This is a genomic window from Streptomyces sp. NPDC041205, assembly GCF_055591765.1.
Window position 1 is genome coordinate 639,491 of the sequence record NZ_JBVIZH010000001.1, and the last position, 23,626, is coordinate 663,116.

At 74.6% G+C, this 23,626-nt stretch carries 23 protein-coding genes, 1 other RNA gene and 2 pseudogenes; 12 read left to right on the forward strand and 14 right to left on the reverse strand.

Annotated features, from left to right (window positions below; translation table 11 throughout):
* The first annotated feature begins 7 nt into the window (after positions 1-7).
* The gene (locus ACZ6BG_RS02860; protein ID WP_468996070.1) at positions 8-892 is read left to right on the forward strand and encodes a PhzF family phenazine biosynthesis isomerase; all 885 of its coding nucleotides are present in this window, start codon (positions 8-10) and stop codon (positions 890-892) included.
* Between the two features lie 73 nt (positions 893-965).
* Here the strand turns inward: ACZ6BG_RS02860 and ACZ6BG_RS02865 are convergent, their stop codons facing one another.
* Positions 966-1,289 carry a nuclear transport factor 2 family protein gene (locus ACZ6BG_RS02865; protein ID WP_468996073.1) on the reverse strand — a complete coding sequence of 108 codons (324 nt, stop codon included), beginning with the start codon at positions 1,287-1,289 and terminating at the stop codon, positions 966-968.
* 77 nt (positions 1,290-1,366) lie between these two features.
* On the opposite strand from ACZ6BG_RS02865, the pseudogene ACZ6BG_RS02870 reads away from it, so the two are divergent.
* A pseudogene (locus ACZ6BG_RS02870) lies at positions 1,367-1,714 on the forward strand (MazG-like family protein); the annotation flags it as partial.
* Positions 1,715-1,856: 142 nt separating this feature from the next.
* Positions 1,857-2,723, forward strand: a complete 867-nt coding sequence (locus tag ACZ6BG_RS02875) for an SAM-dependent methyltransferase (RefSeq protein ID WP_468996074.1) — start codon at positions 1,857-1,859, stop codon at positions 2,721-2,723.
* A 15-nt stretch (positions 2,724-2,738) separates the two neighbouring features.
* Here the strand turns inward: ACZ6BG_RS02875 and ACZ6BG_RS02880 are convergent, their stop codons facing one another.
* Both ACZ6BG_RS02880 and ACZ6BG_RS02885 read right to left on the reverse strand, forming a co-directional pair.
* Positions 2,739-3,662 (reverse strand): phosphotransferase family protein, encoded by a 924-nt coding sequence (locus tag ACZ6BG_RS02880; protein ID WP_468996077.1) that lies wholly within the window; start codon positions 3,660-3,662, stop codon positions 2,739-2,741.
* Between the two features lie 162 nt (positions 3,663-3,824).
* Positions 3,825-4,292, reverse strand: a complete 468-nt coding sequence (locus ACZ6BG_RS02885; protein ID WP_468996081.1) for a hypothetical protein — start codon at positions 4,290-4,292, stop codon at positions 3,825-3,827.
* Positions 4,293-4,699: 407 nt separating this feature from the next.
* Here ACZ6BG_RS02885 and ACZ6BG_RS02890 point away from each other — a divergent pair, with 407 nt between their 5' ends.
* Positions 4,700-5,584, forward strand: coding sequence for a glycosyltransferase family 2 protein (locus tag ACZ6BG_RS02890; RefSeq protein ID WP_468996083.1), 885 nt, complete (start codon positions 4,700-4,702; stop codon positions 5,582-5,584).
* A gap of 36 nt (positions 5,585-5,620) precedes the next feature.
* On the opposite strand, the gene ACZ6BG_RS02895 is transcribed toward ACZ6BG_RS02890, so the two are convergent.
* Together ACZ6BG_RS02895 and ACZ6BG_RS02900 are read right to left on the reverse strand one after the other, a co-directional pair.
* Positions 5,621-6,370 carry an SAVMC3_10250 family protein gene (locus tag ACZ6BG_RS02895; RefSeq protein ID WP_468996085.1) on the reverse strand — a complete coding sequence of 250 codons (750 nt, stop codon included), beginning with the start codon at positions 6,368-6,370 and terminating at the stop codon, positions 5,621-5,623.
* A gap of 137 nt (positions 6,371-6,507) precedes the next feature.
* Positions 6,508-7,119, reverse strand: coding sequence for a DUF1206 domain-containing protein (locus tag ACZ6BG_RS02900; protein ID WP_468996088.1), 612 nt, complete (start codon positions 7,117-7,119; stop codon positions 6,508-6,510).
* 54 nt (positions 7,120-7,173) lie between these two features.
* Here ACZ6BG_RS02900 and ACZ6BG_RS02905 point away from each other — a divergent pair, with 54 nt between their 5' ends.
* Positions 7,174-8,517 (forward strand): diacylglycerol/lipid kinase family protein, encoded by a 1,344-nt coding sequence (locus ACZ6BG_RS02905; protein ID WP_468996090.1) that lies wholly within the window; start codon positions 7,174-7,176, stop codon positions 8,515-8,517.
* Positions 8,518-8,646: 129 nt separating this feature from the next.
* Here the strand turns inward: ACZ6BG_RS02905 and ACZ6BG_RS02910 are convergent, their stop codons facing one another.
* Positions 8,647-8,937, reverse strand: a complete 291-nt coding sequence (locus ACZ6BG_RS02910; protein ID WP_468996093.1) for a hypothetical protein — start codon at positions 8,935-8,937, stop codon at positions 8,647-8,649.
* 383 nt (positions 8,938-9,320) lie between these two features.
* Between ACZ6BG_RS02910 and ACZ6BG_RS02915 the strand changes: the two genes are divergently transcribed.
* From ACZ6BG_RS02915 to ACZ6BG_RS02925, 3 genes are all read left to right on the forward strand, one after another.
* Entirely contained in the window at positions 9,321-9,527 is a 207-nt protein-coding gene (locus tag ACZ6BG_RS02915; protein WP_468996096.1) for a hypothetical protein, read from the forward strand.
* 219 nt (positions 9,528-9,746) lie between these two features.
* The gene (locus tag ACZ6BG_RS02920) at positions 9,747-10,373 is read left to right on the forward strand and encodes a hypothetical protein (protein ID WP_468996099.1); all 627 of its coding nucleotides are present in this window, start codon (positions 9,747-9,749) and stop codon (positions 10,371-10,373) included.
* Positions 10,370-10,792: a hypothetical protein gene (locus ACZ6BG_RS02925; RefSeq protein ID WP_468996102.1), complete on the forward strand. Its 423-nt coding sequence runs from the start codon at positions 10,370-10,372 to the stop codon at positions 10,790-10,792. The genes ACZ6BG_RS02920 and ACZ6BG_RS02925 overlap by 4 nt, the downstream gene beginning before the upstream one ends.
* Positions 10,793-10,898: 106 nt before the next feature.
* On the opposite strand, the gene rnpB is transcribed toward ACZ6BG_RS02925, so the two are convergent.
* The 3 genes and pseudogenes from rnpB to ACZ6BG_RS02940 all read right to left on the reverse strand — a co-directional run bounded on the left by rnpB (position 10,899) and on the right by ACZ6BG_RS02940 (position 13,180).
* An RNA gene (rnpB, locus tag ACZ6BG_RS02930) (RNase P RNA component class A) lies at positions 10,899-11,307 on the reverse strand.
* Between the two features lie 70 nt (positions 11,308-11,377).
* Positions 11,378-12,208: pseudogene (locus ACZ6BG_RS02935) on the reverse strand (DMT family transporter); the annotation flags it as partial.
* A 63-nt stretch (positions 12,209-12,271) separates the two neighbouring features.
* Positions 12,272-13,180 carry an AraC family ligand binding domain-containing protein gene (locus ACZ6BG_RS02940; RefSeq protein ID WP_468996105.1) on the reverse strand — a complete coding sequence of 303 codons (909 nt, stop codon included), beginning with the start codon at positions 13,178-13,180 and terminating at the stop codon, positions 12,272-12,274.
* A gap of 268 nt (positions 13,181-13,448) precedes the next feature.
* Here ACZ6BG_RS02940 and ACZ6BG_RS02945 point away from each other — a divergent pair, with 268 nt between their 5' ends.
* Together ACZ6BG_RS02945 and ACZ6BG_RS02950 are read left to right on the forward strand one after the other, a co-directional pair.
* Positions 13,449-14,264: a MerR family transcriptional regulator gene (locus ACZ6BG_RS02945; RefSeq protein ID WP_468996110.1), complete on the forward strand. Its 816-nt coding sequence runs from the start codon at positions 13,449-13,451 to the stop codon at positions 14,262-14,264.
* Positions 14,261-14,929: a hypothetical protein gene (locus ACZ6BG_RS02950; protein ID WP_468996112.1), complete on the forward strand. Its 669-nt coding sequence runs from the start codon at positions 14,261-14,263 to the stop codon at positions 14,927-14,929. Before ACZ6BG_RS02945 ends, ACZ6BG_RS02950 begins: the two co-directional genes overlap by 4 nt.
* Here ACZ6BG_RS02950 and ACZ6BG_RS02955 read toward each other — a convergent pair.
* Positions 14,880-16,331: an RNB domain-containing ribonuclease gene (locus ACZ6BG_RS02955; protein ID WP_468996114.1), complete on the reverse strand. Its 1,452-nt coding sequence runs from the start codon at positions 16,329-16,331 to the stop codon at positions 14,880-14,882. The genes ACZ6BG_RS02950 and ACZ6BG_RS02955 overlap by 50 nt on opposite strands.
* A gap of 123 nt (positions 16,332-16,454) precedes the next feature.
* Between ACZ6BG_RS02955 and yaaA the strand changes: the two genes are divergently transcribed.
* The gene (gene yaaA, locus ACZ6BG_RS02960) at positions 16,455-17,255 is read left to right on the forward strand and encodes a peroxide stress protein YaaA (RefSeq protein WP_468996117.1); all 801 of its coding nucleotides are present in this window, start codon (positions 16,455-16,457) and stop codon (positions 17,253-17,255) included.
* Positions 17,256-17,873: 618 nt separating this feature from the next.
* Complete coding sequence (gene eda, locus ACZ6BG_RS02965; RefSeq protein WP_468996121.1) at positions 17,874-18,509, forward strand: bifunctional 4-hydroxy-2-oxoglutarate aldolase/2-dehydro-3-deoxy-phosphogluconate aldolase; 636 nt, start codon at positions 17,874-17,876, stop codon at positions 18,507-18,509.
* A gap of 264 nt (positions 18,510-18,773) precedes the next feature.
* On the opposite strand, the gene ACZ6BG_RS02970 is transcribed toward eda, so the two are convergent.
* The 4 genes from ACZ6BG_RS02970 to ACZ6BG_RS02985 all read right to left on the reverse strand — a co-directional run bounded on the left by ACZ6BG_RS02970 (position 18,774) and on the right by ACZ6BG_RS02985 (position 23,032).
* Entirely contained in the window at positions 18,774-20,225 is a 1,452-nt protein-coding gene (locus ACZ6BG_RS02970) for a bifunctional RNase H/acid phosphatase (protein ID WP_468996124.1), read from the reverse strand.
* 12 nt (positions 20,226-20,237) lie between these two features.
* Positions 20,238-20,981: a zinc ribbon domain-containing protein gene (locus ACZ6BG_RS02975; protein WP_468997875.1), complete on the reverse strand. Its 744-nt coding sequence runs from the start codon at positions 20,979-20,981 to the stop codon at positions 20,238-20,240.
* Positions 20,978-21,871 (reverse strand): Nif3-like dinuclear metal center hexameric protein, encoded by an 894-nt coding sequence (locus ACZ6BG_RS02980; protein ID WP_468996127.1) that lies wholly within the window; start codon positions 21,869-21,871, stop codon positions 20,978-20,980. Before ACZ6BG_RS02980 ends, ACZ6BG_RS02975 begins: the two co-directional genes overlap by 4 nt.
* A 123-nt stretch (positions 21,872-21,994) precedes the next feature.
* Positions 21,995-23,032 carry an ABC transporter substrate-binding protein gene (locus tag ACZ6BG_RS02985; RefSeq protein ID WP_468996129.1) on the reverse strand — a complete coding sequence of 346 codons (1,038 nt, stop codon included), beginning with the start codon at positions 23,030-23,032 and terminating at the stop codon, positions 21,995-21,997.
* Between the last annotated feature and the right edge of the window lie 594 nt (positions 23,033-23,626).

A 23,626-nucleotide genomic window follows, 5' to 3' on the forward strand; every position in this document is an offset into this window, starting at 1 on the left:
GTCCGGCATGAGCCATAACGATCACGCCCCGAACCACTCTGACGTGCTGCGTTACACCGCCTTCGCCACCGACCCCGCAGGCGGCAACCCTGCCGGTGTCGTCCTGGACGCGCGTGGCCTCGACGACGCGGCCATGCTCGCCGTCGCCGCCGAACTCGGCTACAGCGAGACGGCGTTCCTCACCCCCGGCCCGGCCGCGCCCGACGACGGCGGCCGCTCCTTCACCGTGCGCTACTTCAGCCCGCAGGCCGAGGTCCCCTTCTGCGGGCACGCCACGGTCGCGACGGCCGTCGCCCTCGCGGAGCGCGACGGGCCCGGCGACCTCGTGTTCGCCACCCGCGTCGGGGCCGTGCCGGTGCGCGTCACCGAGTCCGACGGCACGCTGCGGGCGACCCTGACCAGCGTGGAGCCGCACGTCGACGAGGCCGCGGCAGCCGACGTCGAGGAGGCGCTCGCCGCGCTCGGCTGGCGCGCGGACGAACTCGACCCCGGCCTGCCGCCCCGGATCGCCTTCGCGGGCAACCGACACCTGGTGCTCGCGGCCGCCACCCGCGCCCGCCTCGCCGACCTCGACTACGACTTCGACCGGCTGAAGGCCCTGATGCTCCGGCTCGACCTGACGACCGTGCAGTTGGTGTGGCGGGAGAGCGCGACGGTCTTCCACGCCCGCGACCCGTTCCCGGTCGGCGGCGTCGTCGAGGACCCGGCGACGGGCGCGGCGGCGGCCGCCTTCGGCGCGTACGCCCGCGCACTCGGCCTGGTCCCCGCCACCGCCGAACTGACCCTCCACCAGGGCGCGGACATGGGGCGCCCCGGGCTGCTCACGGTGACGCTGCGGGACGGGGACGCGCGGGTGCGGGTGGCGGGGACGGCGGTGCGCATCCCGGAGTGAGGGGGGCGCGGCCCTGGGGCAAGCGGCCGTAAGGGGCCGCGCCCCGAAGTGGTGATCGTGCGGCGGACCGGCGTCAGGCCTGGCCCGTCTCGAACCGGGACACCTTGTCGCCGTCCACCGTGAACCGCCACTTCGTGCGCATCTCGCCCCAGGTGTCGTTGCGGTAGCTGACCAGGAGCGTGCGCCCGCCGTCCGACTCCGACTCGACGTCCATGTGGCCGTTGGAGGAGAAGATCTCGCGCTCGGTCCAGTCGGCGATGTCCCGGTCGGAGCCGTCGTCGGACATGGTCGCGTCCGGTGTGAGCACGGCCTGGAAGGCGGTCTGGTCGTTGGCGTTCACCGCGGTGACGAAGGCCCGGACCGTGGGGTCGCTGAGCCGGTTTGTCTGAATGCTCATGCGCCCACGCTCGCACCGGGCCCGCCGCCCCGCCACCCGGGCACGCCCGCCCCCACGGCCGTGGCAGGCTGCACCTCATGCCCGACCCGAAGCCCGCGCCGCCCCTGACCGCACCGGACCTGTGGGAGACCGTCGACCGGCTGCACGGCTGGCTGGAGTCCCACAGCAGGCACCCGGCCCGCGAGACCCTGCTCCTTCGGATGCTGAAGCTGTCGGAGGAGGTCGGCGAGGTCGCGCAGGCCGTCGTCGGCGCCACCGGGCAGAACCCGCGCAAGGGCACCACGCACACCTGGGACGACGTGGAGTCGGAGCTGTGCGACGTGGTCATCACGGCGCTGGTGGCCCTGCGCACCCTCACCCCGGAGCCGGAGCGCGCGCTCGCCGCCCGGCTGCGCGCGGTCGCCGCCCGCTCCACGCCGCCGGGGCCCGTTCACACTCCGACTCCGGGCCCGGGTCCCGCTCCCGCTCCCGCTCCCGCTCCCGCTCCCGCTCCCGCCGAGGCCGTACGCCCCGAGGCCGCCGAAATCCAGGAGCACCCCGGCACCTGACGAGTTAGCGTCACCCGCCATGGACTCCACCAGCGCCGGCCGGAACACAGGCACCGCCACCGGCACCGCCCCGCACGCCGCCACCACCGGCCCCCACGTCACCGACCCCGAGGCCGCCCCGCCCCGCCTCACCCGCCTCACCTTCCACGGCCCCCTGTCGCGGGCGCGCGCCGACCGCATCGTCCAGCGCGCCGCCGAGCCCCTCGTGCGCGCCGGCGGCGGTACCGTCCTCGACCTCGGCTGCGGCTGGGGCGAGACGCTGCTGCGTGTCCTGGAGGCGGCCCCCGGGTCCACGGGCATCGGCGTGGACCTCAACGAAGAGGACCTGGAGCGGGGCCGCGCGTCCGCACGCGCGCGCGGGCTCGGCGCGCGGGCCGAGTTCATCGCCGAGTCGGCCACGGACACCGCGCGCGGCCCCGCCGACGTCGTCCTGTGCTTCGGCTCGGCGCACGCCCTGTGCCCGGCCGACGCCCCGCCCCCGTACTCCGCCGACGCCCTGCGCGCGCTGCGCCGCCTGGTCGCGCCGGGCGGACGCGTCGTACTCGGCGAGGGCTTCTGGCAGCGCACGCCCACGGCCGCCGACCTCGCCGCGCTGTGGCCGGACGCCCGCGCCGACGAGCACCTCGACCTGGGCGGCCTGGCCGACGCTGCGGTCGCCGCCGGTTTCCGGCCGCTGTGGGTGGAGACGGCGGGCGAGGAGGAGTGGGAGGAGTTCGAGTCCGCGTATCTGGCCGACACCGAGGAGTGGCTGGCCTCGCACCCGGACCACCCGCGGGCCGCGGAGCTGCGCGAGCGCAACGACCGCCACCGCGCCACCTTCCTGCGCGGCTACCGCCGACTCCTGGGATTCGCGTACCTCACGCTGGTGCCGGTGACCACGGGCTGAGCGGCGCGCGCCGGGTCAGTGCCCGAACCACGCCTCGGCCAGCGCGTCGAGGGTCGGTTCGGGCGGCGCGGGCAGTTCGCGCAGGTACCAGGGCAGATTGCTGTACACGTGCAGCAGGGTGTAGGCGAGGAGCAGGCGCGGCTCGAAGGTGCGGCCGTACGCGGCCATGAAGCGGGCGAGCAGCCGGGGCTCCGCGCGCGTGACGAAGAGGCCGACGCCCACGAAGTCGTAGGCCGGGTCGCCGATCATCGCGGGCTCGAAGTCGAAGAGGCCGGTGAGGCGGTGACCGTCGCCCGGGTCCACCAGCAGGTGCTGGCGCATGAACTCCGTGTGCAGCAGGGCGGGGCGGGGAGCGGCGGGCAGCGGGACGGCGTCCAGGAAGCCGGGGATCTGCTCGGCCCAGCTCTCCGGGAGCCCGCGTTCGCGCTGCCGGGCGACGGCGCCCGCGCGCTGCCGGGAGGTGAACTCCCGCCAGTCGCCGGGCCCGAGGACGTCGGCGAGCGGCGCGTGCCCGAGCGTGTGCAGCGCGGCGAGGGCCTCGCCCGCCCGGGCCACGACCCGGTCCCGGTCGGCCGCCGGCATCCGGGGCCACGCGAGGTGCAGGCCCTCGCCGGGCAGCCGGGACATCAGGACGTAGCTCCAGCCGTTCACGTACGCCCCGAAGTCGTGCAACTCCGGCGTGGGGACGGGCAGTTGTCCTTGCACGTGGCCGAGGACCCGCGCCTCGGTGGCGCCGTCGTCCGCCGCGGCGCCGGGGAAGAGCTTGAGGACGTGCCGCTCCCCCACCGCGTACACGGGCTGCGAGCCCTCGCCGTAGCGTGTGAGGGGCGCGTCCGCGAGGCCGAGCCGGGCGCTGAGGTCCTCGGCGGCGGGCCGCATGACGGCTTCGTCGGGGACGACGGCGTCCCACTCCTCGTCGGTGTCCACGGGGGGCAGCATGATCGGCACGGTAAGGGGCGCGGGTGGGGGCGGCAACGCGTTTTCGCCCGGTGCGGGGCACGGCGGGCGGCCTCGTACGCGGAAGCGTGTCGCGGTCCGCCGTCCGGACCGCGACACCCTCGACACCGTACGCACGGGCCGGAACCCGGGCCGGGGACTTGATCAGAACTTGAACGGTCCCGGCGCCTGCGCCGAGGTGGCGTTGCAGGTCACCGTGATACCGAAGACGACGATCTTCAGGGAGGTGGCCTCCAGGCTGTCGCCCGCGGCGACGGTGCCGCCGAGCGGGCCGGTGGAGACGGGGCTGCCCGCGGGGATCGCCGGGTTGGAGTTGCCGGTGAACGTCGTGGTGCCGGAGCCGTTCTTGGTGAGCGTGAGCGTGGAGTTGACCGCACCGGCGCCGACGTCGATCGGCGCGGTGATCGCCGACGTCGACACGTCGACGGTGGCCGCGGTGCCGTCCTGCGTCGCCTTGAGCGTCGCCGAACCCGAGCCGAACGAACCGCAGTCGAAGCCGATGGTCGCCTCCTGCGGCTCCACCGCGCCCGCGGTCGGCGCGAGGACCAGGGCGCTCACGGCGAGCGCGCCGGCGCCGAGGGCCGAGCCGAGGGCCAATCTGCCATGCCTCATGGGGGCCTGCCTTCAATGGGGGGAGTGTGGGGTGCCCCGCATCGCCGACGGCCGCCGGTGTCCGGCTGCCCGCTGCCCGCTTGCCCGAGGAGCGACGCGCCCGCCTTTACTGACGGTCAGTCAGCGATGTGGGTTGAGGTCATTGAGGCACAGGGCCCTTGAGAGAACAAGACACACCCTCATGATTTTTGACATGTCACAGCCAAATCCGGCCATGCCCCGCGGCGCCACCGGGGTGAACCCGGCCACGTCCCCCGACATGAACGACCCACGTCCCGGATGAAACGCATCAGTGAACGGCTACCATCGCGAACGTCAGACCATATGACCGCGCCGCCGCACCGGCCGCGCGGCAGCCCCCGGGACCGACCAGCGCGCCCCGGCCCGACCCGCCCTGGAGGCCCGCCTTGTCCGAACCGCGCCTGGGTGTGGCCATCGTGACCATGGGCAACCGCCCGAAGGACGTCGACGCCCTCCTGGCGGCCGTGTCCAAGCAGGACGTCGCGCCGACCCGCCTGGTCATCGTCGGCAACGGCACCCCGCTGCCGGACTTCCCCGCCTACCCCGGCGAGGTCACGACGATCGAGCTCGACGAGAACCTGGGCTGCCCCGGCGGCCGCAACGTCGCCCTGCGCCGGCTGCGCGAGTTCGGCGACGTGGACGTGGCCGTCGAGCTGGACGACGACGGCCTGCTCGTCGACCCGGACGTCTTCCGCACGGTCCGCCGCCTGTTCGCCGAGGACCCGCGGCTCGGCATCGTCGGCTTCCGCATCGCCGACGAGCACGGCGAGACGCAGCGCCGCCACGTGCCGCGGCTGCGCGCCAAGGACCCGATGCGCGGCGGCCTCGTCACGTCCTTCCTCGGCGGCGCGCACGCCTTCTCCATGGAGATGCTGGCGCAGACCGGCGACTGGCCCGCGGACTTCTTCTTCACGCACGAGGAGACGGACCTGGCCTGGCGCGCTCTCGACGCGGACTGGAAGGTCCTGTACGAACCCTCGCTGCTGCTCCAGCACCCGAAGACGTCCCCCGCCCGGCACGCCGTCTACCACCGCATGACGGCCCGCAACCGCGTCTGGCTGGCCCGCCGCCGTCTTCCCCTGCCCCTCATCCCCCTCTATCTGACCGTCTGGACCCTCCTCACGGTGGCCCGGACCAGGTCCCTCGGCGGCCTGAAGGCCTGGGCGGGCGGCTTCGTCGAGGGCTGCCGCACGTCGGGGGGCGAGCGCAAGCCGATGCGGTGGGCGACGGTGTGGCGGATGACGCGGCTCGGGCGCCCGCCGCTGATCTGAGGGCGCCGCCTTCCGGTACGTGCGCCACGCCTCGCGCTACTCGGCGACGTACTCCACGTACAAGGGAGTCGCGACGACGTACCGCACGGCGCCGTTCCCCAGCGCGGCGGTGACGCGGGCGTAGCCGCGCATCCAGGCGGCCGTCTCCACGGGCAACTGCCGGTCCAGGGCGGCCAGGAGCTGCCGGGTGCCCTCGACGAGGGTCACCGGGCTGACGGGCTCGTGGGCCTGGTCCTCGCTGATGGCGTCGGGCCGGTCGGTGAGGGAGCCGAGGAGCGCGGAGGCGTGGGTGGTGACGAGCTCGACCCAGTCGCCGCCGGCGCTGCTTTCCCACGAGCCGCCCACGTGGTGCACCTCCTCCGACAGGGCGGGCGGCTCGGCGACGACGGGCACGCGGCCGCCCGCCAGATGCTCCACGGACCCGTGCAGGAGCAGCCGCACCTCGCCCCCGGTCCCGTACCCGTCCACGCCCCCCGGCGGATCGACGAACAGCACCATCCCCGGAGCCACGTCCCGCAGCGCGCGGAAGTTCAGCGGCGCCTCGAACTGCACCCAGCTCCCGGCCCGGAGCCCCGGCTCAGCGAACCACCCCGCCGCGGCCGACACATGCCGCACGATCCGCCGCAGCCGCTCCCCGCGCTCCCGCTCGGCGTCCGGCACTTCCTGCTCGAGACCCACCCCACCCACCGGAGTGGTCACCTGCCACCCGCCCCGGACCAGCCGCCGAGGCCTCTCCGGCATGAACTGCCGCAACTTCCGGTCGGACAGATAGACAAGCTCGCGCACGGCGCTCCTCGGGGGTGAGCTGACTCCACGACGACTCCACACGGCGGTAGTTCACGCCGGTGAACGCCATTGTGGGGTCGCCCGGCCCCCGAAGCGGACCGGACGGTCGAACCGGGAACAAGTGCCCGAGACCCGTATCAATGGCTGACGCGAGAGACCGGATGCCCGGGGATGCCGATCAGGAGGCAGCCCGCGGCCCCCACGAGGACTTGGCCGTACGACAGCTCCAGCACCGACGCCGTCCAGTCCCGCGACTGCGCGTTGCCGCTGGAACCCTGGCCACCGCCCGCGGCGAACCGCGCGGTCACCCAGCAGAACGACGCGTAGAGGACCGCCCGCCCGCCGTCAAGGAGCCGCGAGCCGGCCTTCCGCTCGGGCCCCCTGCCGAGCACCGCGCGCGAGCCCCGCCACAGCGCCATGCGGCCGAAGCCCACGACCAGCGCCCACAGCGTCACCTTCCCGAAGGGCCGCTCCGCGACCTGGTCGAGCGCACCCTGACGGTCCGCCGGCTCCCCGCCGCTCCCAGGGCAAGCCGCGTCGCCAGGACGCCGATGAGGACGCACACGACACCACGCGCCACGAAACCCGCCCGGCCCGCGGCGGTCCGCGTCTCCTCCTTGGCGACGCGTGCGGCGGAACCCGCACCGCCGCCCCTGTCCCGTGTGTGAGACGACGTCACTCGGTCCTCCCCGCAGCAGGGGGCGGGCGCCGCGCGTCCGGGCCCCCCGGGTGCCCCCGCGAGGAGGCATGATGCGCCGTCCTCGCGGCAGCCTGTTCACCCCCGGCGGGGGTACCCGGCCGCCATGCGAACCCACGAACCGCCTACCGGCGCCCGCACGAAGCTCGCTTCCCTGGCCGCGAAGGGTCTGACCGGCAGCCGCAGCACACGCCGGGCCGCCCTGCGCGGCACCGGCTCGCTGGCCCTGGCCTGCGCCGCCATCCAGGCGGCCACCAAGGTGCTCGACAGCCGCCGGCCGCTGAGGCAGCCGCCGAACGACGCGTCGTCGTCCCACCGCACGGCCGGAGCCGCCGCCTTCGCGACGGCCGCCGCCCTGGAGACACCCCGGCTGGGGGCCGCCCTCATACCCGTCGCCGCGGGCATCGCCCTCTCCCGCATCCGCGCGGGAACACCCGCTCCCCGCCACGTTCTCGTGGACGTCGCCTTCGGCGTGGGGATCGCCGCCGCCACCTGCCGCTGGTGGCCGCTGCACCACGACAAGCCCGCCGACAGTGCCCGGCCGCAGCTCCCGGCTCCCGCCCTTCCCGCCGGCGAGGGTCTTGTCGTCGTCGTCAACAGCGACGCCGGCGGCGAGGCCCCGGCCGAAGTCGAGCTGAGGGCCCTGCTGCCGAAGGCGGACGTGCGGCTCTGCGACGCCGGCGAGGACCTGGACACCGTGCTCCGGCAGGCCGCCGCGCAGGTACAGGCGCGCGGCGGCGCACTGGGTGTGGTCGGGGGCGACGGCACGGTCAACGCGGCGGCCGTGCTGGCCGTCGACCACCAGCTGCCGCTCGCGGTGTTCCCCGGCGGCACCCTCAACCACTTCGCCGCCGACCTCGGCCTCGCGACCCTCCAGGAGGCCGCCGACGCCCTGGAGGCGGGCCGCGCCGGAACCGTCGACCTCGGCCGGATCACCGGCGACGGCACCCGCGCCTACTTCCTCAACACCTTCAGCATCGGCGTCTACCCCGAACTGGTCCGGGCCCGCGAAGCCCGCGAGACGTCCCTGGGCAAGTGGCCCGCCCTCGCCGTCGGCCTGCTGCGCGTGCTCGCCGACGGCACCCCCGTCGACGTCATCCTCGACGGAAGGCCCCGGCGGCTGTGGCTGCTCTTCGCCGGCAACGGCCGCTACGACCCGCCCGGCTTCGCCCCCACCTACCGCCCCACCCTCGACGACGGCCTCCTCGACCTGCGCCTCGTCGACGCGAAGCGCCCCTTCGCCCGCACCCGCCTCGTCGCGGCCTTCCTCACCGGGACCCTCGCCCGCTCCCGCGTCTACCGGGAAACCACCGTCACCCGCCTGCGTATCGACAGCGTGGGAGAGGCGGGCGACTACTCCCGCGACGGGGAGGTGAGCCCCGCCGCCGGCACCCTCGTCCTCGACAAGAGGAGCCGCGCCCTCACCGTCTACCTGCCCGCCCCACGGTGATTCCCGCGCCGTCAGCGGACACCGGCGCGGCGCCCGTCCGGGGCCGGGCCCCCCTTCGGCGCCCGCGGCGCACCCACCGTCAGCCGCGGTGCGGCACCGGGTGTGGTCCTCGCACGCACGACGCCTACGTCACCGGTGGTGTTCGCGGTCCCAGCGGTCCTGGCGCTGCATGCGCCCTCGGCGCTGGCGTCGATAGCGGCGCTCCCAGCGCTCCTGCCGGTCCCGGTAGTCCCGGTACTCCCCGTAGTCGGAATATCGCCCTTGGCCCCAGCCTCCGGAACCGCCCCTGCCGTAGTATCCGCCGCCCCTGCCGTGGTGGGCGAGGGCGAAGACCAGCACGCCCGCGGCCACCCACCACAGGGCGTTGAGGAAGCCGAGCCCGAAGAGGGCCGCGAGGAGGATGAACAGGAGCACGAACATGGCGGGCCTCCCAGGAGCGGAACGAGGCATCGCTGCCAGGGACTGGGGCCTTACCTCCACGGTAGTCCTGCCCAGAGCCTTCGGATACCTCGCCGTGCCACCGCGTACCCGCTGTACGTAGATGTGGACTTGACGTCTGGTCAGTGACCGCGACCGCGGCTAGCGTACGCCGTGCCGCCCCGGCCCCCGGCAGGCGAGCGCCGAACAGCCCTCGCGCCCCCTGGGGCGCACCGTGCGCATCGCTGCCGGAACCGCCGCGTCACGAGCGTGGCCGCTCCCGCACCCGCCCCGCGCCATGTGATCCCGGCGCGGCCCGATGCGCTCCCCGCGGGTATCGATCTGCTGCCCGCCGCGTCGCACGCATCTGACTCCAGGCGGTACGCATGTACGCGCTGATCGTTCCGGCCGCGGCCCCCTTCGTCCTGCTCGCCACCGTCATGGGCCTGTCCTGGTGGGAGGACCACGTCCTGCCCCCGGCCGAGCGGGCCGAAGTCCCCGGCGGGACTCCGGCCGCCCCGGCAGCCCCGGACCCGTTCCCCCAACCCGCCCGCCCCCAGGGTTCGTTGACAAGGGAGGCCGCCGGGAGTTGACTGACGGCACGGCGTAGGGCCATGCCGCTCCGGATCGTTCGGGCGGGGCATTCCACCTTCCCGCTTCGCCCGGACCCCGCGGAAACCAGGAACACCCCCGCGATCTGGAGGCCCGGCGATGCTCGCCCGGACCCTTCTCCTTCCGCCGGTCCCGATGGTCTTCGGATTCGGCTTCCGCACGCACCTCGGCCAACGGTTCAAGAGCCAAAGAGGGCAGCCATGATCATCGTCTTAGTCGTCGCCGTGCTCGTCGTCGCGGCCTCCGCCCTCTTCCTCGTCCGGCGAGGACGAGCCGGGGGCGATGGCGGACGCGGCGGCCTGAAGCGGCGCTTCGGACCTGAGTACGACCGCGCCGTCGCCCGGCACGACGGCGACACCGAGGGTGCCGACCGGGAGCTCGGTGAGCGGGTGAAGCAGTACGGCTCCCTCAAGGAACGCCCCCTTTCGCCCGAGGCCCGCGCACACTACGTATCTCAATGGGCGGCCCTTCAGGAGCAGTTCGTCGAGTCGCCGCGGAAGGCCGTCGTCGAAGCCGACGCGCTGCTGTCGGGCCTGGTCAGGGACCGGGGCTTCCCCGGCGGGGAGCACTTCGAGGAGCAGGCGGCCGCACTCTCCGTCCACCACGCCCACCACGTCCAGGGCTACCGCGGCCTGCACACAGTGGCCCGCGGCCAGAGCGGCACGGAGGAGATGCGGGAGGCCATGGTCGAAGCCCGCGGCCTCTTCGATGCCCTGGTCACCGGGCAACCGGCCGACCCCGACCGGCGCGTCCCGCGGCCCGCCGCCGATCGCGCCACGCGCCGTGGCCGGCGAACCGGACGCCATGCGAAGGAAAGTGGCACATGATGACGTACGACCAGGAACGCGCACAGCGCCTCCGGGGCGGGCGGCCCGACCTCGTCGGACAGCACGCCTCGCAGCCGCCTCGCCCCGAGTCCGCTCACGCCTCGCGTGATCCGGTCACCAGCGCTGACGCCCCCGGCCGCCCTCCGGGGACCGCACTGCTGGCGCAGGGCGAACGGGACAAGCTCACCGTGCGGCTCCAGCAGGCCCTCAACACCTTCGTGGAGAGCCCGCGCGAGGCGGTGGAAGAGGCCGACGGCGTCTTCGACGAAGCCGTCACCCAGCTGACCGAGACCCTCGCGGAACGGCGCCGCGCCCTGCGCGCGGGCTGGCAGGGCCAGGACACCGCAGCACAGACAGAGGAACTGCGGCTCGCGCTGCGGCAGTACAAGGAGACAATGGAGCTGCTGCTGCGCTTGTAGCGCCCGCCGGGCAGTGAAGCGGCCCCTTCGCAGGACTCGCAGAAAAGGACGCGAGCACGCGTTTCGCTGGAAAGCATGCGCCCTGACCTGTGAAAACGGGGAGCGGCAGACGAGTCGGGCTGTACGCCGGGTTCTGTCGCCCGGTCGCCTCGCGGCGGCCGGGGAGACGGCCATCCATCTAGGGTCGGCATTGCTGCCGACCTCGTGCGGTCTACCCGCGGACTCGGGCGGGCAGCCCTCGAACGTCCGCGCAGAGCCGCTTTTCACGGCGGCTCCTTTTGACCTTGCTCCAGGTGGGGTTTACCTAGCCGCCTGAGTCACCTCAGGCGCTGGTGGTCTCTTACACCACCGTTTCACCCTTACCCGGCGCCGAAGCGCCGGGCGGTCTGTTCTCTGTGGCACTGTCCCGCGGGTCACCCCGGGTGGCCGTTAGCCACCACCTTGCCCTGTGGAGCCCGGACGTTCCTCGGGAAGGGCCCCCGAAGGGGTCTTCACGCGGCCGTCCGCCCGGCTCGTCTGCCGTGTCGACCATGGTACCCGCCGGGGTGCGGGCCGGGTGCCGGTGGCGGCCGTGGCCAGGAAGGAGCCGGCGAGGATCAGGGTGAAGGCGGCGGCGAAGGTCGCGGTGAGGGATTCGGAGAGGAAGGCGAAGCCCGCGGCGGCGGCGACCGCGGGGTTGATGTAGGTGAAGACCACCGCCCGCGTCGGGCCCGCCTCGCGGATCAGTTCGAGGAAGACGATGAAGGCCAGCGCCGTGCAGATCACTCCCAGGCCCGCGAGCGCCGCCAGGGTCCGGCCGTCCGGGAGTGTGTCGGGCCAGGTCACCGCGGCGGCGGGGGCGTAGACCAGGGCCGCCAGGGTCAGGCAGGGCGCGATGAGTTGGAGGGTCGGTACGTCCTTGAGGTGGCGGGCCACGATCAGGGGGGCGATGGCGTAGCCCAGCGCCGTGAGCAGGACCTCCGTCAGGGACCAGGCGTCGCCTCCCGTCAGGTGCGGGACGGTGAGCACCGCGACCCCGGCGAAGCCGAGCGCCAGTCCCGTCACCCGGCGCGGGCCGAGGCGTTCGGTGTCGCCGAAGAAGCGGGCCAGGAGCGCCCCGATGATCGGGACCGCGGCGATCAGGAGGCCCGCCGTGGAGCTGGAGAGGTGGCGTTCCGCGTCCGTCAGGGTCCACCAGGGGCCGAGGATCTCCACGCAGGCGAAGACCAGCATCGGGCGCCAGTGCGTGCGCAGCACGGCGGGCATGCCGCCCTGGCGTATCGCGAAGGGGAGCAGCAGCGCGGCGCCCAGCGCGCAGCGCGTGAACACCACCATCGACGGTGTCAGATCACTGTCCACCGCCACTTTGATCATGAGGTACGGGATGCCCCACAGGACGCCCATGACGGAGAAGAGAAGCCAGCCTCGTGCGGTCATGGGGGGAGTTTCGGACAGGGGGGAGGGTCGTGTCTTGAACGTGGTTGCGGCCTCCGGTGCCGGTCACCCGCTCTCGGTCCCCTGGGGGCGCTCCCCCGCCCGCACGCTGTTGCGGTACGCCGCCGGGGTCACCCCGACCACGCGCCGGAACCAGCGCGTCAGATGCGCCTGGTCGGCGAAGCCCACCCGGCCCGCCACGGCCGCCGGGCGGAGGCCGTTCTCCAGGAGCGCGCGGGCCCGGGTGACGCGGTGCTGCGCCAGCCAGGCGTACGGGGGCATCCCCATCGTCGTACGGAAGGCGCGGAGCAGTTGGTAGCGGGACAGGCCCAGTTCCGCGGCCAGTTGGGCGAGGGTGGGGGGTGCGAGGACGTCGTCGGCCAGGCGGTCGCGGACGGCCAGGGCGATGGTGGTCGCGCCGGGGACGGGGGCGGCCGGGTCGGAGGCCGGGCGCGCGCTGCCGTAGCGGTCGGCCAGGGCGGTGAACAGGCCGGTCAGGCGGCTCTCCGCGGTGAGCACGGCCAGCCGGTCCTGCGGGCCCGGCGCGCGGGCGGCCGTGCTCAGGCCGGTGTGGGCGGCCCGCAGCGCCGCCGCGAGGCGGGGGTCGTCCAGGACCGCGTCGCGGAAGTGCGGCGGGGTGCGGGCGCCGTCGGCGAACAGGTCCGGGGAGGGGTACATCGAGCGGTACGCGTAGCCGTCGCCGGTGGCGGGGCGGCCGGTGTGCGGTTCGCTGGGGGCCAGGACGACGATGGAGCCGGGGCCTATGTCGAGGCGGCCGCCCCGGTAGTCGATGATCTCGGTGCCGCCGACGCAGACGCCCACGGTGAACTCCTCGTGGGCGTGCGGGGCGTAGCGGTGCCGGTCGAAGCGGGCGGTCAGGAGGTCGAGGGACGCGCCGCCGCCCAGGGGCGCCCGGGTCCACAGGGCGCGCTCGCCGGGCGAGGTGCCGTGCGGCGGGTCGGTGCGGTTCTCCATGGGGCCCACCCTCTTCCGTGCCTGGGTGTGCGCCCACGGCAGTACGGTTCCGGTTCCGCGTGTGCTTCTCGGCTGCAGCATGCCTGCGCTCCGGCGGTGCGGTCAGCCTCGTCTCACCTCGTGAACGCGGCCGCGCCCGTCTTTCATGCCCCTGCCCGGCGTCCGGTCATGCCCCCGCCCGGTGTCCGCTCAGGCCCCACCGGTGCCCGCTCACGCCCCGCCCGTGTCCGCTTGACCTTGCCGCAGCGTCAACGTTTCTACTGAAGGCATGCGAATCGGAGAGATCGCCGCCGCCGTCGGGCTCACGACGCGCGCCATCAGGCACTACCACCACCTGGGGCTGCTGCCGGAGCCCGCGCGGCGGCCCAACGGGTACCGGGACTACGGGCTCCGCGAGGCCATCGTCCTCGCCCGCGTCAAACGGCTCACCGAGCTGGGGCTCGGCCTCGACGAGGTGCGGGACGTGCTCGCGGACGACGCGGGGCGCGAACTCACCGAGGTGCTCGCCGAGCTGGACGACGATCTGGCCCGGCAGGAGGCGGACATCAAGGCGCGGCGGGCCCGGCTCGCCGAGTTGCTGCGGATGGCCGAGGAGGGGCTGCTCACCGGGGAGGGGCCGGTCTCGGCGGGGCTCGCGGAGCTGTTCGGGCGGTTCGGGCCCGCCGCCGCTGCCGGATCGCCCACCGCCGCCAAGGACCTCGAACACCTGGCCCTCTTCGACGCCACCCTCGACCCGGGCGTACGCGACCGCGTCTACGGCGCCCTGCACCGGCTCGCCGACGACACCGAACTCGCCGCCCGCGTGCGCGCGCTGTACGCCCGCGTCGACGAACTCGCCGACGCCCCGCCGGACGACCCCCGTGTCGAGCCGCTCGGCCGGGATCTCGCGGCCGTCGTCCCGGAGGACTTCCTCGCCGCCCTCACCGAGGGGCACGAGGGCGCGGAAGAAGGGGAAGGCTCGGGGCGGCTGCGGCGCGGCGGCGCCTTCGGTGAGGCCTTCCTCGACGATTTCGCCCCCGCCCAGGCCGCCGCCGTGCGCGCGATGCTGAGGCACCTCGGCGACCGGACGGGGTGGACGCCGTGAAGCGCCTGGTCCGGGTCGTGCGGCGGCTCGCCGCGCACGAGCTGCGGGGGTTCCACAGCCTCGCGCTGTGGGTGGCGCGGCGGCGGCACGGGCTCGGGGCGGGGGCGCACCCGGCCGCGTACACCGGGCCGCAGACCGCGATGCTGTTCGGCTTCGCGTTCGTGGCGGTCGTGGAGACCGTCGCCCTCGCGCTGATCGTGCCGTGGCCGCTGGTGCACTCGGCACTGCTCTTCGTGGACCTCTACACGGTCCTGCAGATCCTCGCGCTGCACGCGGCCTGCGTGACGCGGCCTCATGTGGCGGGCGGGGACGGGTCGTTGCGGGTGCGGTACGGGCAGTTCCTCGATCTGCGGATCGCGGCCGACGACATCCTGCGGGTACGGGTGGAGCGGCGCTGTCCCGAGGGGCGCACCGTCCAGCTCCACGAGGACGGCGCCCTCGACGTCGCCGTCGGCAACCAGACCACCGTCACCGTCGAACTCGCCCGGCCCGTCGCCTTCGTACGCCCGCTGGGGCTGCCCGCGACGGCGCGCGTGGTGCGGCTGCACGCCGACGACCCGCGCGCCCTGGTCGACGCGCTCACTCGGCCCGCCGACGACGCCGCGCCGAGTCCCCTCACGCCGGAGCGAACAGCACCTTCGCCCGGCCCGGATCGGCCTGCGTGAGGCGCACCCGCAGCCGCTCCCCCAGCGGCAGCGCGCCCGCACCGTCCGGCCCCGCCTCGATGCGGGCGACGACCGCGGGCTCCGCCACCTGCACGGTCCCCACCGCTGGTTCACGCTCCTTCACCTCGACCACCACCCCGTCGAACACCTCGCCCACCCGGTCCTTCAGGAGCGCCGCCTCGACGATGTCCACGCAGCCACGTTCCAGGGAGTTGGCGCGCCGCGTGCCCTCGGCCATCTCCCGGGGCAGCTCGGGCAGGGCGACGAGCACCCAGTCCGGCGGCGGCGTGCCCGCGCACGCGGCGAGGCACAGCTCGGCGGCGTAGCGGTCGACGAGGCGGCGCAGGGGCGCCGTGCAGTGCGCGTACGGGGCGGCCACCGCGGCGTGCGTCGTCAGCTCCGGCACCTCGCCGCCGCTGAACGCCGTGTACCCGGCGCCGCGCAGCAGCGTCGTGCACTCCTGGAGGAACGCCGCGTGGCGCGGGTCGCGCGGGTCGAGGGAACGGACGAGGCGGGCGTACGGGACGTGGTGCGGCCAGTCGATGCCGAGGGCCTTCGCGGTGTGGCGCAGGCGGGCGACCGCGCCGTCGGGGGCGAGCGGCAGGGTGCGCAGGACGCCGGCGCCCGAGGAGATCATGAGGTCGGCGGCGGCCATGCCGGTGAGCAGGGAGATCTGGGCGTTCCAGCCGTCGGCGGGCAGCGGGGCGCGGAAGCCCAGTTCGTACGTCCCGTCCTTCTCCGTGACCTCTTGCTCGGGCACGTTCAGCGAGATGCCGCCGCGCTCGACCTCCAGCCGCTCGCGCAGCCGACCCACCTCGGCGAGCAGTGCGAGGGGCTCCTCGGCGGTACCCGTGTCGATGGCGCGCTGTACGCCCTCGTAGTCGAGCTTGGCGCGGCTGCGGACCAGGGCGCGGCGCACGTCGGTGCCTTCGGTGCGGCCGTCCGCGTCCAGGTCGAGGGTCCACAGGACGGCCGGGCAGGTCTGGTCCGGGAGCAGGCTGGCCGCGCCCTCGCTGAGCGGGGTGGGGTGCAGGGGGACCTTCCCGTCGGGGAAGTAGAGGGTGGTGACGCGGCGGTGCGCCTCCGCGTCCAGCGGCCCCTCGGGGGTGACGTACGCGGCCACGTCCGCGATCGCGTACCGCACCCGGAAGCCGCCGCCCGGCCGCCGCGACAGGTGCATCGCCTGGTCGAGGTCCACGGACGTCGGCGGGTCGACGGTGAAGAAGGGGACGCCCGTCGCGTCCTCGTCCGGGAGGCGGGGCGCCGCCGCGGCGCGTTCGGCCTCCGCGAGCACGTCGGCCGGGAACCTCTCCGGTACGTCGAGTTCGGCGCGCAGGTCGCGCAGCGCGGCCCGCAGCGGAGCCTCGGCTGCGCCGGTCACATGCAGGTGGCGGCGGGGCATGCACCGAGCGTATGGCGGGGGCCGGGGGTCGGCACCCCGTACGCTTTCGCGGGGGCCGCACCCCCGCACGCACCCGGCCGGCGACAACCCGTACCCGGCCGAAACGAAAACGGAGAAGCGATCGTGCTCGTCCTGTTGCCGCCGTCCGAAGGCAAGGCCTCTTCCGGGCGGGGGGCGCCCCTGAAGCCGGAGTCGCTGTCCCTGCCCGGGCTCGCCGACGCGCGCGCCGCCGTCCTCGACGAGCTCGTCGAGCTGTGCGCGGGCGACGAGGACAAGGCGCGCGAGGTGCTCGGGCTCAGTGAGGGGCTGCGCGGGGAGGTCACCAAGAACACCGAGCTGCGGACCGCCGGGGCGCGGCCCGCCGGGGAGATCTACACCGGTGTCCTCTACGACGCCCTCGACCTCGCCTCCCTCGACGCCGCCGCCAAGCGGCGCGCCGCGCGCTCCCTCCTCGTCTTCTCCGGCCTGTGGGGGGCCGTCGGTGTCACCGACAAGATCCCCTCCTACCGCTGCTCCATGGGCGTCAAGCTGCCCGGGGTCGGGGCGCTCGGGGCGTACTGGCGCGAGCCCATGGCGTCCGTGCTGCCCTCGGCCGCCGGGGACGGGCTCGTGCTCGACCTGCGGTCCGCCGCGTACGCCTCCGCGTGGAAGCCCAAGGGGGAGGTGGCCGGGCGGACCGCCACCGTGCGGGTGCTGCACGCCCAGGTCGTCGACGGGGTGGAGCGGCGGTCCGTCGTCTCCCACTTCAACAAGGCCACGAAGGGCCGGATCGTCCGGGCCCTCCTGACCGCGGGCATCTCCCCCGCCGACCCCGCCGAGCTCGTCTCCGCGCTCCGCGACCTCGGATACGTCGTCGAGGCCGAGCCGCCCTCGCGGGCTGGGCGGGCCTGGGGGCTGGATGTGGTGGTGCGGGAGATTCACTGAGGGTGCAGGTGGGGTCCCTGACGGGGGCTCCCCAGTCCCGCCCCTTTCCCGAAACCGGGGCTGCGCCCCTGGACCCCGGGGATGGGACTCCCCTCCGGGTGGGCCGGGGGCACCCCCGAATCGGCGCTCCGCGCCTCGTCCTCAAACGCCGGACCGGCTGAAAACTACGCCGGGGCGGGCCGGAGAGGCACTGCGGGGCCGGGCTGGAGAGGCGCAGCGAAGCCCTCGGCCCGAGAGACGCAGCGGCCTCGGCCGGAGAGGCACAGCAAGGCCGGGCCGGAGAGGCACTGCGAGGCCGGGCCGAAGGGGCGCAGCGGGCATCGGGGACGGAGAGGCGCAGCGGGCATCGGGGACGGAGAGGCGCAGCGGGCCGGGCCGGGAAGGCGACGTTGTGGGGTGGGGCGGGGCGGGGCGGTGTTGTGGGGTGGGGTGGTTCGGGGCCCGAGGGTGCCGGGCTTTTGTGAGCCGGGGCACAGGTGGGGCGGGTGGGCGGGAGAGAGCCCGTCCGGCGATCGAGGACCAGGCGCGGAGCGCCGGTAGCGGGGGTGAGCCCAGGGGGCGTTGCGGAGTGCGCAACGGGCTTTGCGCACGGTGCGTACCGCGGGGCACGATGACCCCATGAACCCCCCTGCCGCCGCCAAGGCCTCCGTGCTGGACCTAGCCCCGGTCATCCCCGTAGTCGTCATCGACGACCCCGCGGACGCGCTCCCCCTGGCGCGAGCCCTGGTCGCGGGCGGCCTCCCGGCGATCGAGGTGACCCTGCGGACGCCCGTCGCCCTGGACGCGATCCGGGCCATCGCGGCCGACGTCCCGGACGCGGTCGTCGGCGCCGGGACGGTCATCTCGGCGGAGAACGTCGCAGCCGCGGCCGACGCGGGCGCCCGTTTCCTGGTGAGCCCGGGCTGGACGCCGAAGCTGCTCGACGCGATGGCGGCGTCGGGGCTGCCGTTCCTGCCGGGCGTCTCGACGACATCAGAGGTCGTGGCGCTGCTGGAGCGGGGCGTCGAGGAGATGAAGTTCTTCCCGGCGGAAGCGGCGGGTGGGACGCCGTATCTGAAGTCGCTCGGGGGCCCGCTCCCCCAGGCCCGCTTCTGCCCGACGGGCGGCATCTCGGCGGCGTCCGCCCCGGGCTACCTCGCCCTGCGGAACGTGTCCTGCGTGGGCGGCAGTTGGATGCTCCCGGCGGACGCGATCGCGGCGAAGGACTGGTCGCGGGTGGAGTCCCTGGCCCGCGAGGCGGCGTCCCTGCGCTGAGGACCGCCGCGTGAGGGGCGGGGCAGGGCACGACCGGCCCCGCTGCGTGAGGGAGCGGGGCCGGGGGCGGGGCGCAACCGACCTCGCTACGGAAGGGGAGACGCGAGGGCCGGGCACGGCTGAGCCCGCAACGTGGGGGGCGAGGATCGGACACCACCGGCCCCGCGCCGCAAAGGGGGGCGCGCGGGTCGGACTCCACCGACCCCGCAACGCAAAGAGGGGCGAGGGCCGGACCCCACCGGCACCACCGCCCCTCCCACTACCTCAGCGCAAATGCGCCGTGTCGTTCAGCAGCCGCAGGCTCGCGTTGCCGTCCGCGTAGTACGCCACCGCCGACAGCGAAGCCGCCGACAGTTCCATGCGGAACAGGGACTCGGGCGGCGCGCCGAGGGCGAGCCGGACGAGGGTCTTGATGGGGGTGACGTGCGTGACGAGCAGCACGGTGCGGCCCGCGTGGGCGGCGAGGAGCCGCTCGCGGGCGGCCTCGACGCGGGTCGTGACCTCGGCGAACGACTCGCCGCCGGGCGGCGCGACGTCGGGCGAGGCCAGCCACGCGGTCAGCTCGTCGGGCTGCCGCTCGCGCACCTCCGCGAAGGTGAGGCCTTCCCAGTCCCCGAAGTCCGTCTCGCGCAGCCCCTCTTCGAGGTGGACGTCGAGGCCGAGCCGGGCGGCGACGGTGCGGGCGGTCTCCTGGCAGCGCAGGAGCGGCGAGGAGACGACGGCCTGGACGGTGCCGCGCGCGGCCAGCGCGGCGGCGACGCGGACGGCCTGCTCCCGGCCGACGTCGGAGAGGGAGGGGTTGCTCCCGCCGCTGCCGGAGAAGCGCTTCTGGGGCGTGAGGGGGGTCTCGCCGTGCCGGAGGAGCACGAAGGTGGCGGGCGCGCCCAGGTCGGCGGCGGCACCCCATCCGACGGGCGGCACCGCCGTACCGGGCACGTCGGCCGCGGCGACCGCACCGGCCCCGCTCGCGGCAGCGCCCTCGCCGGACCCGGCCGCCACGGACCGCGCGGCCCGCACGTCGGCGGCCTGGGCCACGCCCGGTGAGCCCTGCGCCCCCGCGGTCGCGTCGCCGAGGGAACCGGCGGTTGAGCCCCGCGCCCCCGCGGTCGCCCCGCCGAGGGAACCGGCGGTGAACCCACCGCCCCCGGCCTCCGCGTCGCGCCCCGCGGACGCCCCGGCCAGCGCGGCCCGCGCCTTCGCCGCACCCGCGGCCGCGTCCCCGGGCGGCCCGGCGGGCACACCGGCGCCCGCCGTGCGCGCGGGCCGGTCCAGCTCGGCGGTGGACGCCGACGGCGACCACTGCTCGCCGCGCTTGCCCGCGTCCATGGCCTCGTTGGCGAGCCGGTCCGCGTGCTTGTTCTTCTCGCGCGGGATCCACTCGTACGTCACCTGGGTCCCGGGCAGGACCCGGGCGGCCTCGGCGGCGAGGGGCTTCATGTCGGGGTGCTTGATCTTCCAGCGGCCCGACATCTGCTCGACGACGAGCTTGGAGTCCATGCGGACGTGCACGCTCGCCGCCGGATCCAGCGCGTGGGCCGCCTTGAGGCCGGCGACCAGGCCCTTGTACTCGGCGACGTTGTTCGTCGCGACGCCGATGTACTCCGCGGCCTCGGCCAGGGTCTCCCCGGACTCCGCGTCGATGACGACCGCGCCGTAGCCCGCGGGCCCCGGGTTGCCCCGGGAGCCGCCGTCGGCCTCGACGATGAACTCCCGCACCGCGCCCGCCCCTTACAGACCGGACTCGGAGGTGCGCACCAGGATGCGGCTGCAGTTCTCGCAGCGCACGACCTTGTCGGGCGACGCCGCCTTGATCTCGTTCACCTCGGTGATGTCGAGCTCCAGGCGGCAGCCCTCACAGCGCCGCTGGTGGAGCTTGGCCGCACCGATGCCGCCCTGCTTGGCGCGCACCTTGTCGTAGAGCCCGAGCAGGTCGGCGGGGATCGAACCGGCGACGACCTCGCGCTCCTTGGTGACGTTCGCGGCCTCGCGGTCGAACTCGGCGGTGGCCGCGTCCCGGCGGCCCGTCGCGTCGTCGATCTTCGCCTGGACGGAGCCGACGCGCTCGGTCAGCTCGCTCACGCGCTCCTGCGCGGACTCGCGGCGCTCCATGACCTCGAGGACGACGTCCTCCAGGTCGCCCTGGCGCTTGGCGAGGGAGGCGATCTCCTTCTGGAGGTTCTCCAGGTCCTTGGGGGAGGTGATCGCACCGGAGTCCAGGCGCTTCTGGTCGCGGGCGGCGCGCTGGCGCACCTGGTCCACGTCCTGCTCGGCCTTGGTCTGCTCGCGGGCGCAGTCGCTCTCCTCCGTCGTCGCGGCGACGAGCAGGTCGCGGTGTTGCGTGAGGTCCTTCGTCAGCGACTCGATCTCGGCGTGCTCGGGCAGCCCCTGGCGCTTGTGCGCGAGCTGCTTGAGGCGTACGTCCAGGTCCTGGAGGTCGAGGAGACGGATCTGGTCGGCGGGCGCGGCGTTCAGTTGGGGGCTCCAAGGGAATCGGGGTCGGAAGGCGCGCGCGTAGCGCTCGCTGCGAGGGTGGTGGTGGACGACGCCGCGTGGGCGGTCCAGGGGTCGGTGACGGTCTTCGACACGTGGACGCGCAGGCCCCAGCCGTGCCGGTCGGAGATCTCGTCGAGCTGCGCCGCGGCCAGCTCGCACCACGGCCACTCGGTGGCCCAGTGCGCGGCGTCGAGCAGCGCGAGCGGCGCCTGTGCGCGGGCCTCCGACGCCGGGTGGTGGCGCAGGTCGGCGGTGAGGAAGGCGTCCACGCCCGCGGCCCGGACGGCGTCGAAGAGGCTGTCGCCGGAGCCGCCGCTGACGGCGACCCTGCGGATGGTCTGCCCGGGGTCGCCCGCGACCCGGACGCCCTGCGCGGTGGCGGGCAGGCACGCGGCGGCCCGCTCCGCGAACTCGGCGAGCGGCAGCGGGTGTTCGAGCTCGCAGACCCGGCCGAGGCCGCGGCGCCCCGCGGTGTCGGACGGGTCCGGCACGAGCGGCCCCACGACGCGCAGGCCGAGGGCGCCCGCGAGGGCGTCGCTCACCCCCGGGTCGGCGGAGTCGGCGTTCGTGTGCGCGACGTGCAGGGCCACGTCGTGCTTGATCAGGTCGTGCACGACGCGGCCCTTGAACGTCGAGGCCGCGACCGTGGTCGTACCCCGCAGATACAGCGGGTGGTGCGTGATCAGCAGGTCCGCGCCGAGGCGCACCGCCTCGTCGACGATCTCCTGGACGGGGTCGACGGCGAACAGGACCCGCGAGACCTCGGCCTCGGGATCGCCGCACACGGTGCCGACGGCGTCCCACTGCTCGGCCCGCTCCGCGGGCCACAGGGCGTCGAGGGCGGCGATGACTTCAGACAGACGGGGCACGCAGCAAGGCTACCTGGCCCCTTTGTGCGCCTGAACCGGCGTCGCTCTCGCGGACCTGGCTGATCAGCGTCGGGGTTCCGCGATCGATGGCAGCGGTGATCTTCACCACCGGCGGGATCCCCCTTACTCCGCCAGGTGATTCCTCAGGTCGTCCAGGACCTTGTCGGCCGCCGTCACGCCGAGGCCCAGGTACCAGGTCTCGTCGGGGACGTCCTTGGCCCGGCCGTTCTTGACGGCGTCGAGCTTCTTCCACAGCGGGTTCTTCTCGGCGCCGGAGCGGCCGGTCTTCTTGGCGTCGCCGTAGACGCCGGTGAAGATCCAGTCGGCGTCGGCCTCGTCGATCTTCTCCGGGCTGATCTCCACGGCGAGGTCGTTGACCTGCTGGTTCTTGGGCCGCGGCAGACCGGCGTCCTGGAGGATGGTGCCGACGAACGACGCCTTGGCGTAGAGCCGGATGCGGTCGGGCATGTAGCGCAGCATCGTGACGGTGGGCTTGTCCGCGCCGAGGTCCTTGTCGAGGGCCTTCGCCTTCTTCTCGTACGCGCCCAGCTGGGCCTTGGCCGCGGCGGTCCTGTCGAGCGCGGCGGCGTTGAGGAGGTAGTTCTCCTTCCAGGTGAAGCCGGGGCGCACCGAGAAGACGGTCGGGGCGATCTTGGCGAGCTGCGGGTAGAGCTTGGCGGCGCGCAGTTCGCTGCCGAGGATCAGGTCGGGCTTGAGGTTCGCGATCGCTTCGAGGTTGAGCGCGTTGATGGTGCCGACGTTCTTCGGGCTCCCGGCGTCCTTCTTCAGGTACGAGGGGATGCCGTCGTCGCCCTCGGTCGGGGCGTAGCCGACGGGCTTCACGCCGAGGGACACGACGTTGTCCAGCTCACCGACGTCCAGGACCACGACCCGCTTCGGCGCCCGCTTCAGCTCCGTCTTGCCCAGCGCGTGCTCGATGGTGCGCGGGAACTGCCCCGGCTTCGCGCTCGTGCCCATCTTCGCCGTCTTCTCGGCCGCCTTGGCGAAGTCGTCCCCGCCCTGCGCGACGGCCTTGCTGCCGGTGCCGCGGTCGGACTTCCCGGAGTCGTCGCCCGACCCGCAGGCGGACAGGGCGAGCGCGCCGGCTACGGCGAGAGCGAGGGCGCCGGCGCGGCGGTGAGGGCGGTGGTGCGGGGACATCGGGGCTCCAGGGGGCTGTGCGGGGGTGGTGCTGGTGCTGGTGGGGGTGGGGCGGTCCGGGGGACCGGCACCGGGCTCGGGTCGGGGCCGGGCTCGGGTCCCGGTCCGGGCTCGGGCTCGGATCCCGTCCCGGGGCGGACTTAGGTTCGCCTAACCATAAGCGCCGTTTTCCAGCCAGCACAGTCGCCCCCTCCCTCTCAGGCGAATCGTCACTTCGCCACACGTACGCGTGAAGCGGGGAGCCTCGTCTGCCACGCCAGCGCGTGCGAAAACTAGCGTCGCGGACGGAGGTGACCCCAGATGACAGCCCCTGTGGCCGAGCCCTCACCCTTGCCCCCACCCCCGCGGTCCGCCCCGCCGGGAAGCGGGGGCGCGGCCGGAATCCGACCGAAGCGTGCGGCCGGGGCGGAGGCGGCGTCCGCTCCGGCTCCGGGCCCTGGTCCGGCACCGGCCCCGGCACCGGGTCCCGCCCCCGACCCGGCTTCGGTCCGGGCGCCCGCCTCGGCGCCTGTCTCGGCCTTGGACCCGGCTTCAGGCTCGGCTTCAGACCCGGTCCTTGGCTCAGCTTCGGGCCCGGCCCCGGCTCCGGTTCCC

Excerpts from the sequence above, each read along its gene's own strand:
- ACZ6BG_RS02955 (WP_468996114.1), bottom strand. The coding sequence starts at position 16,331 with ATGCCCCGCCGCCACCTGCATGTGACCGGCGCAGCCGAGGCTCCGCTG.
- ACZ6BG_RS02940 (WP_468996105.1), bottom strand. The coding sequence starts at position 13,180 with ATGGAGAACCGCACCGACCCGCCGCACGGCACCTCGCCCGGCGAGCGC.
- ACZ6BG_RS02885 (WP_468996081.1), bottom strand. The coding sequence starts at position 4,292 with ATGAGGCATGGCAGATTGGCCCTCGGCTCGGCCCTCGGCGCCGGCGCG.
- ACZ6BG_RS02905 (WP_468996090.1), top strand. The coding sequence starts at position 7,174 with ATGCGAACCCACGAACCGCCTACCGGCGCCCGCACGAAGCTCGCTTCC.
- ACZ6BG_RS02900 (WP_468996088.1), bottom strand. The coding sequence starts at position 7,119 with ATGCCTCCTCGCGGGGGCACCCGGGGGGCCCGGACGCGCGGCGCCCGC.
- ACZ6BG_RS02880 (WP_468996077.1), bottom strand. The coding sequence starts at position 3,662 with ATGCTGCCCCCCGTGGACACCGACGAGGAGTGGGACGCCGTCGTCCCC.
- ACZ6BG_RS02945 (WP_468996110.1), top strand. The coding sequence starts at position 13,449 with ATGCGAATCGGAGAGATCGCCGCCGCCGTCGGGCTCACGACGCGCGCC.
- ACZ6BG_RS02920 (WP_468996099.1), top strand. The coding sequence starts at position 9,747 with ATGATCATCGTCTTAGTCGTCGCCGTGCTCGTCGTCGCGGCCTCCGCC.
- ACZ6BG_RS02925 (WP_468996102.1), top strand. The coding sequence starts at position 10,370 with ATGATGACGTACGACCAGGAACGCGCACAGCGCCTCCGGGGCGGGCGG.
- ACZ6BG_RS02875 (WP_468996074.1), top strand. The coding sequence starts at position 1,857 with ATGGACTCCACCAGCGCCGGCCGGAACACAGGCACCGCCACCGGCACC.
- ACZ6BG_RS02865 (WP_468996073.1), bottom strand. The coding sequence starts at position 1,289 with ATGAGCATTCAGACAAACCGGCTCAGCGACCCCACGGTCCGGGCCTTC.
- ACZ6BG_RS02910 (WP_468996093.1), bottom strand. The coding sequence starts at position 8,937 with ATGTTCGTGCTCCTGTTCATCCTCCTCGCGGCCCTCTTCGGGCTCGGC.
- eda (WP_468996121.1), top strand. The coding sequence starts at position 17,874 with ATGAACCCCCCTGCCGCCGCCAAGGCCTCCGTGCTGGACCTAGCCCCG.
- ACZ6BG_RS02860 (WP_468996070.1), top strand. The coding sequence starts at position 8 with ATGAGCCATAACGATCACGCCCCGAACCACTCTGACGTGCTGCGTTAC.
- ACZ6BG_RS02985 (WP_468996129.1), bottom strand. The coding sequence starts at position 23,032 with ATGTCCCCGCACCACCGCCCTCACCGCCGCGCCGGCGCCCTCGCTCTC.
- ACZ6BG_RS02915 (WP_468996096.1), top strand. The coding sequence starts at position 9,321 with ATGTACGCGCTGATCGTTCCGGCCGCGGCCCCCTTCGTCCTGCTCGCC.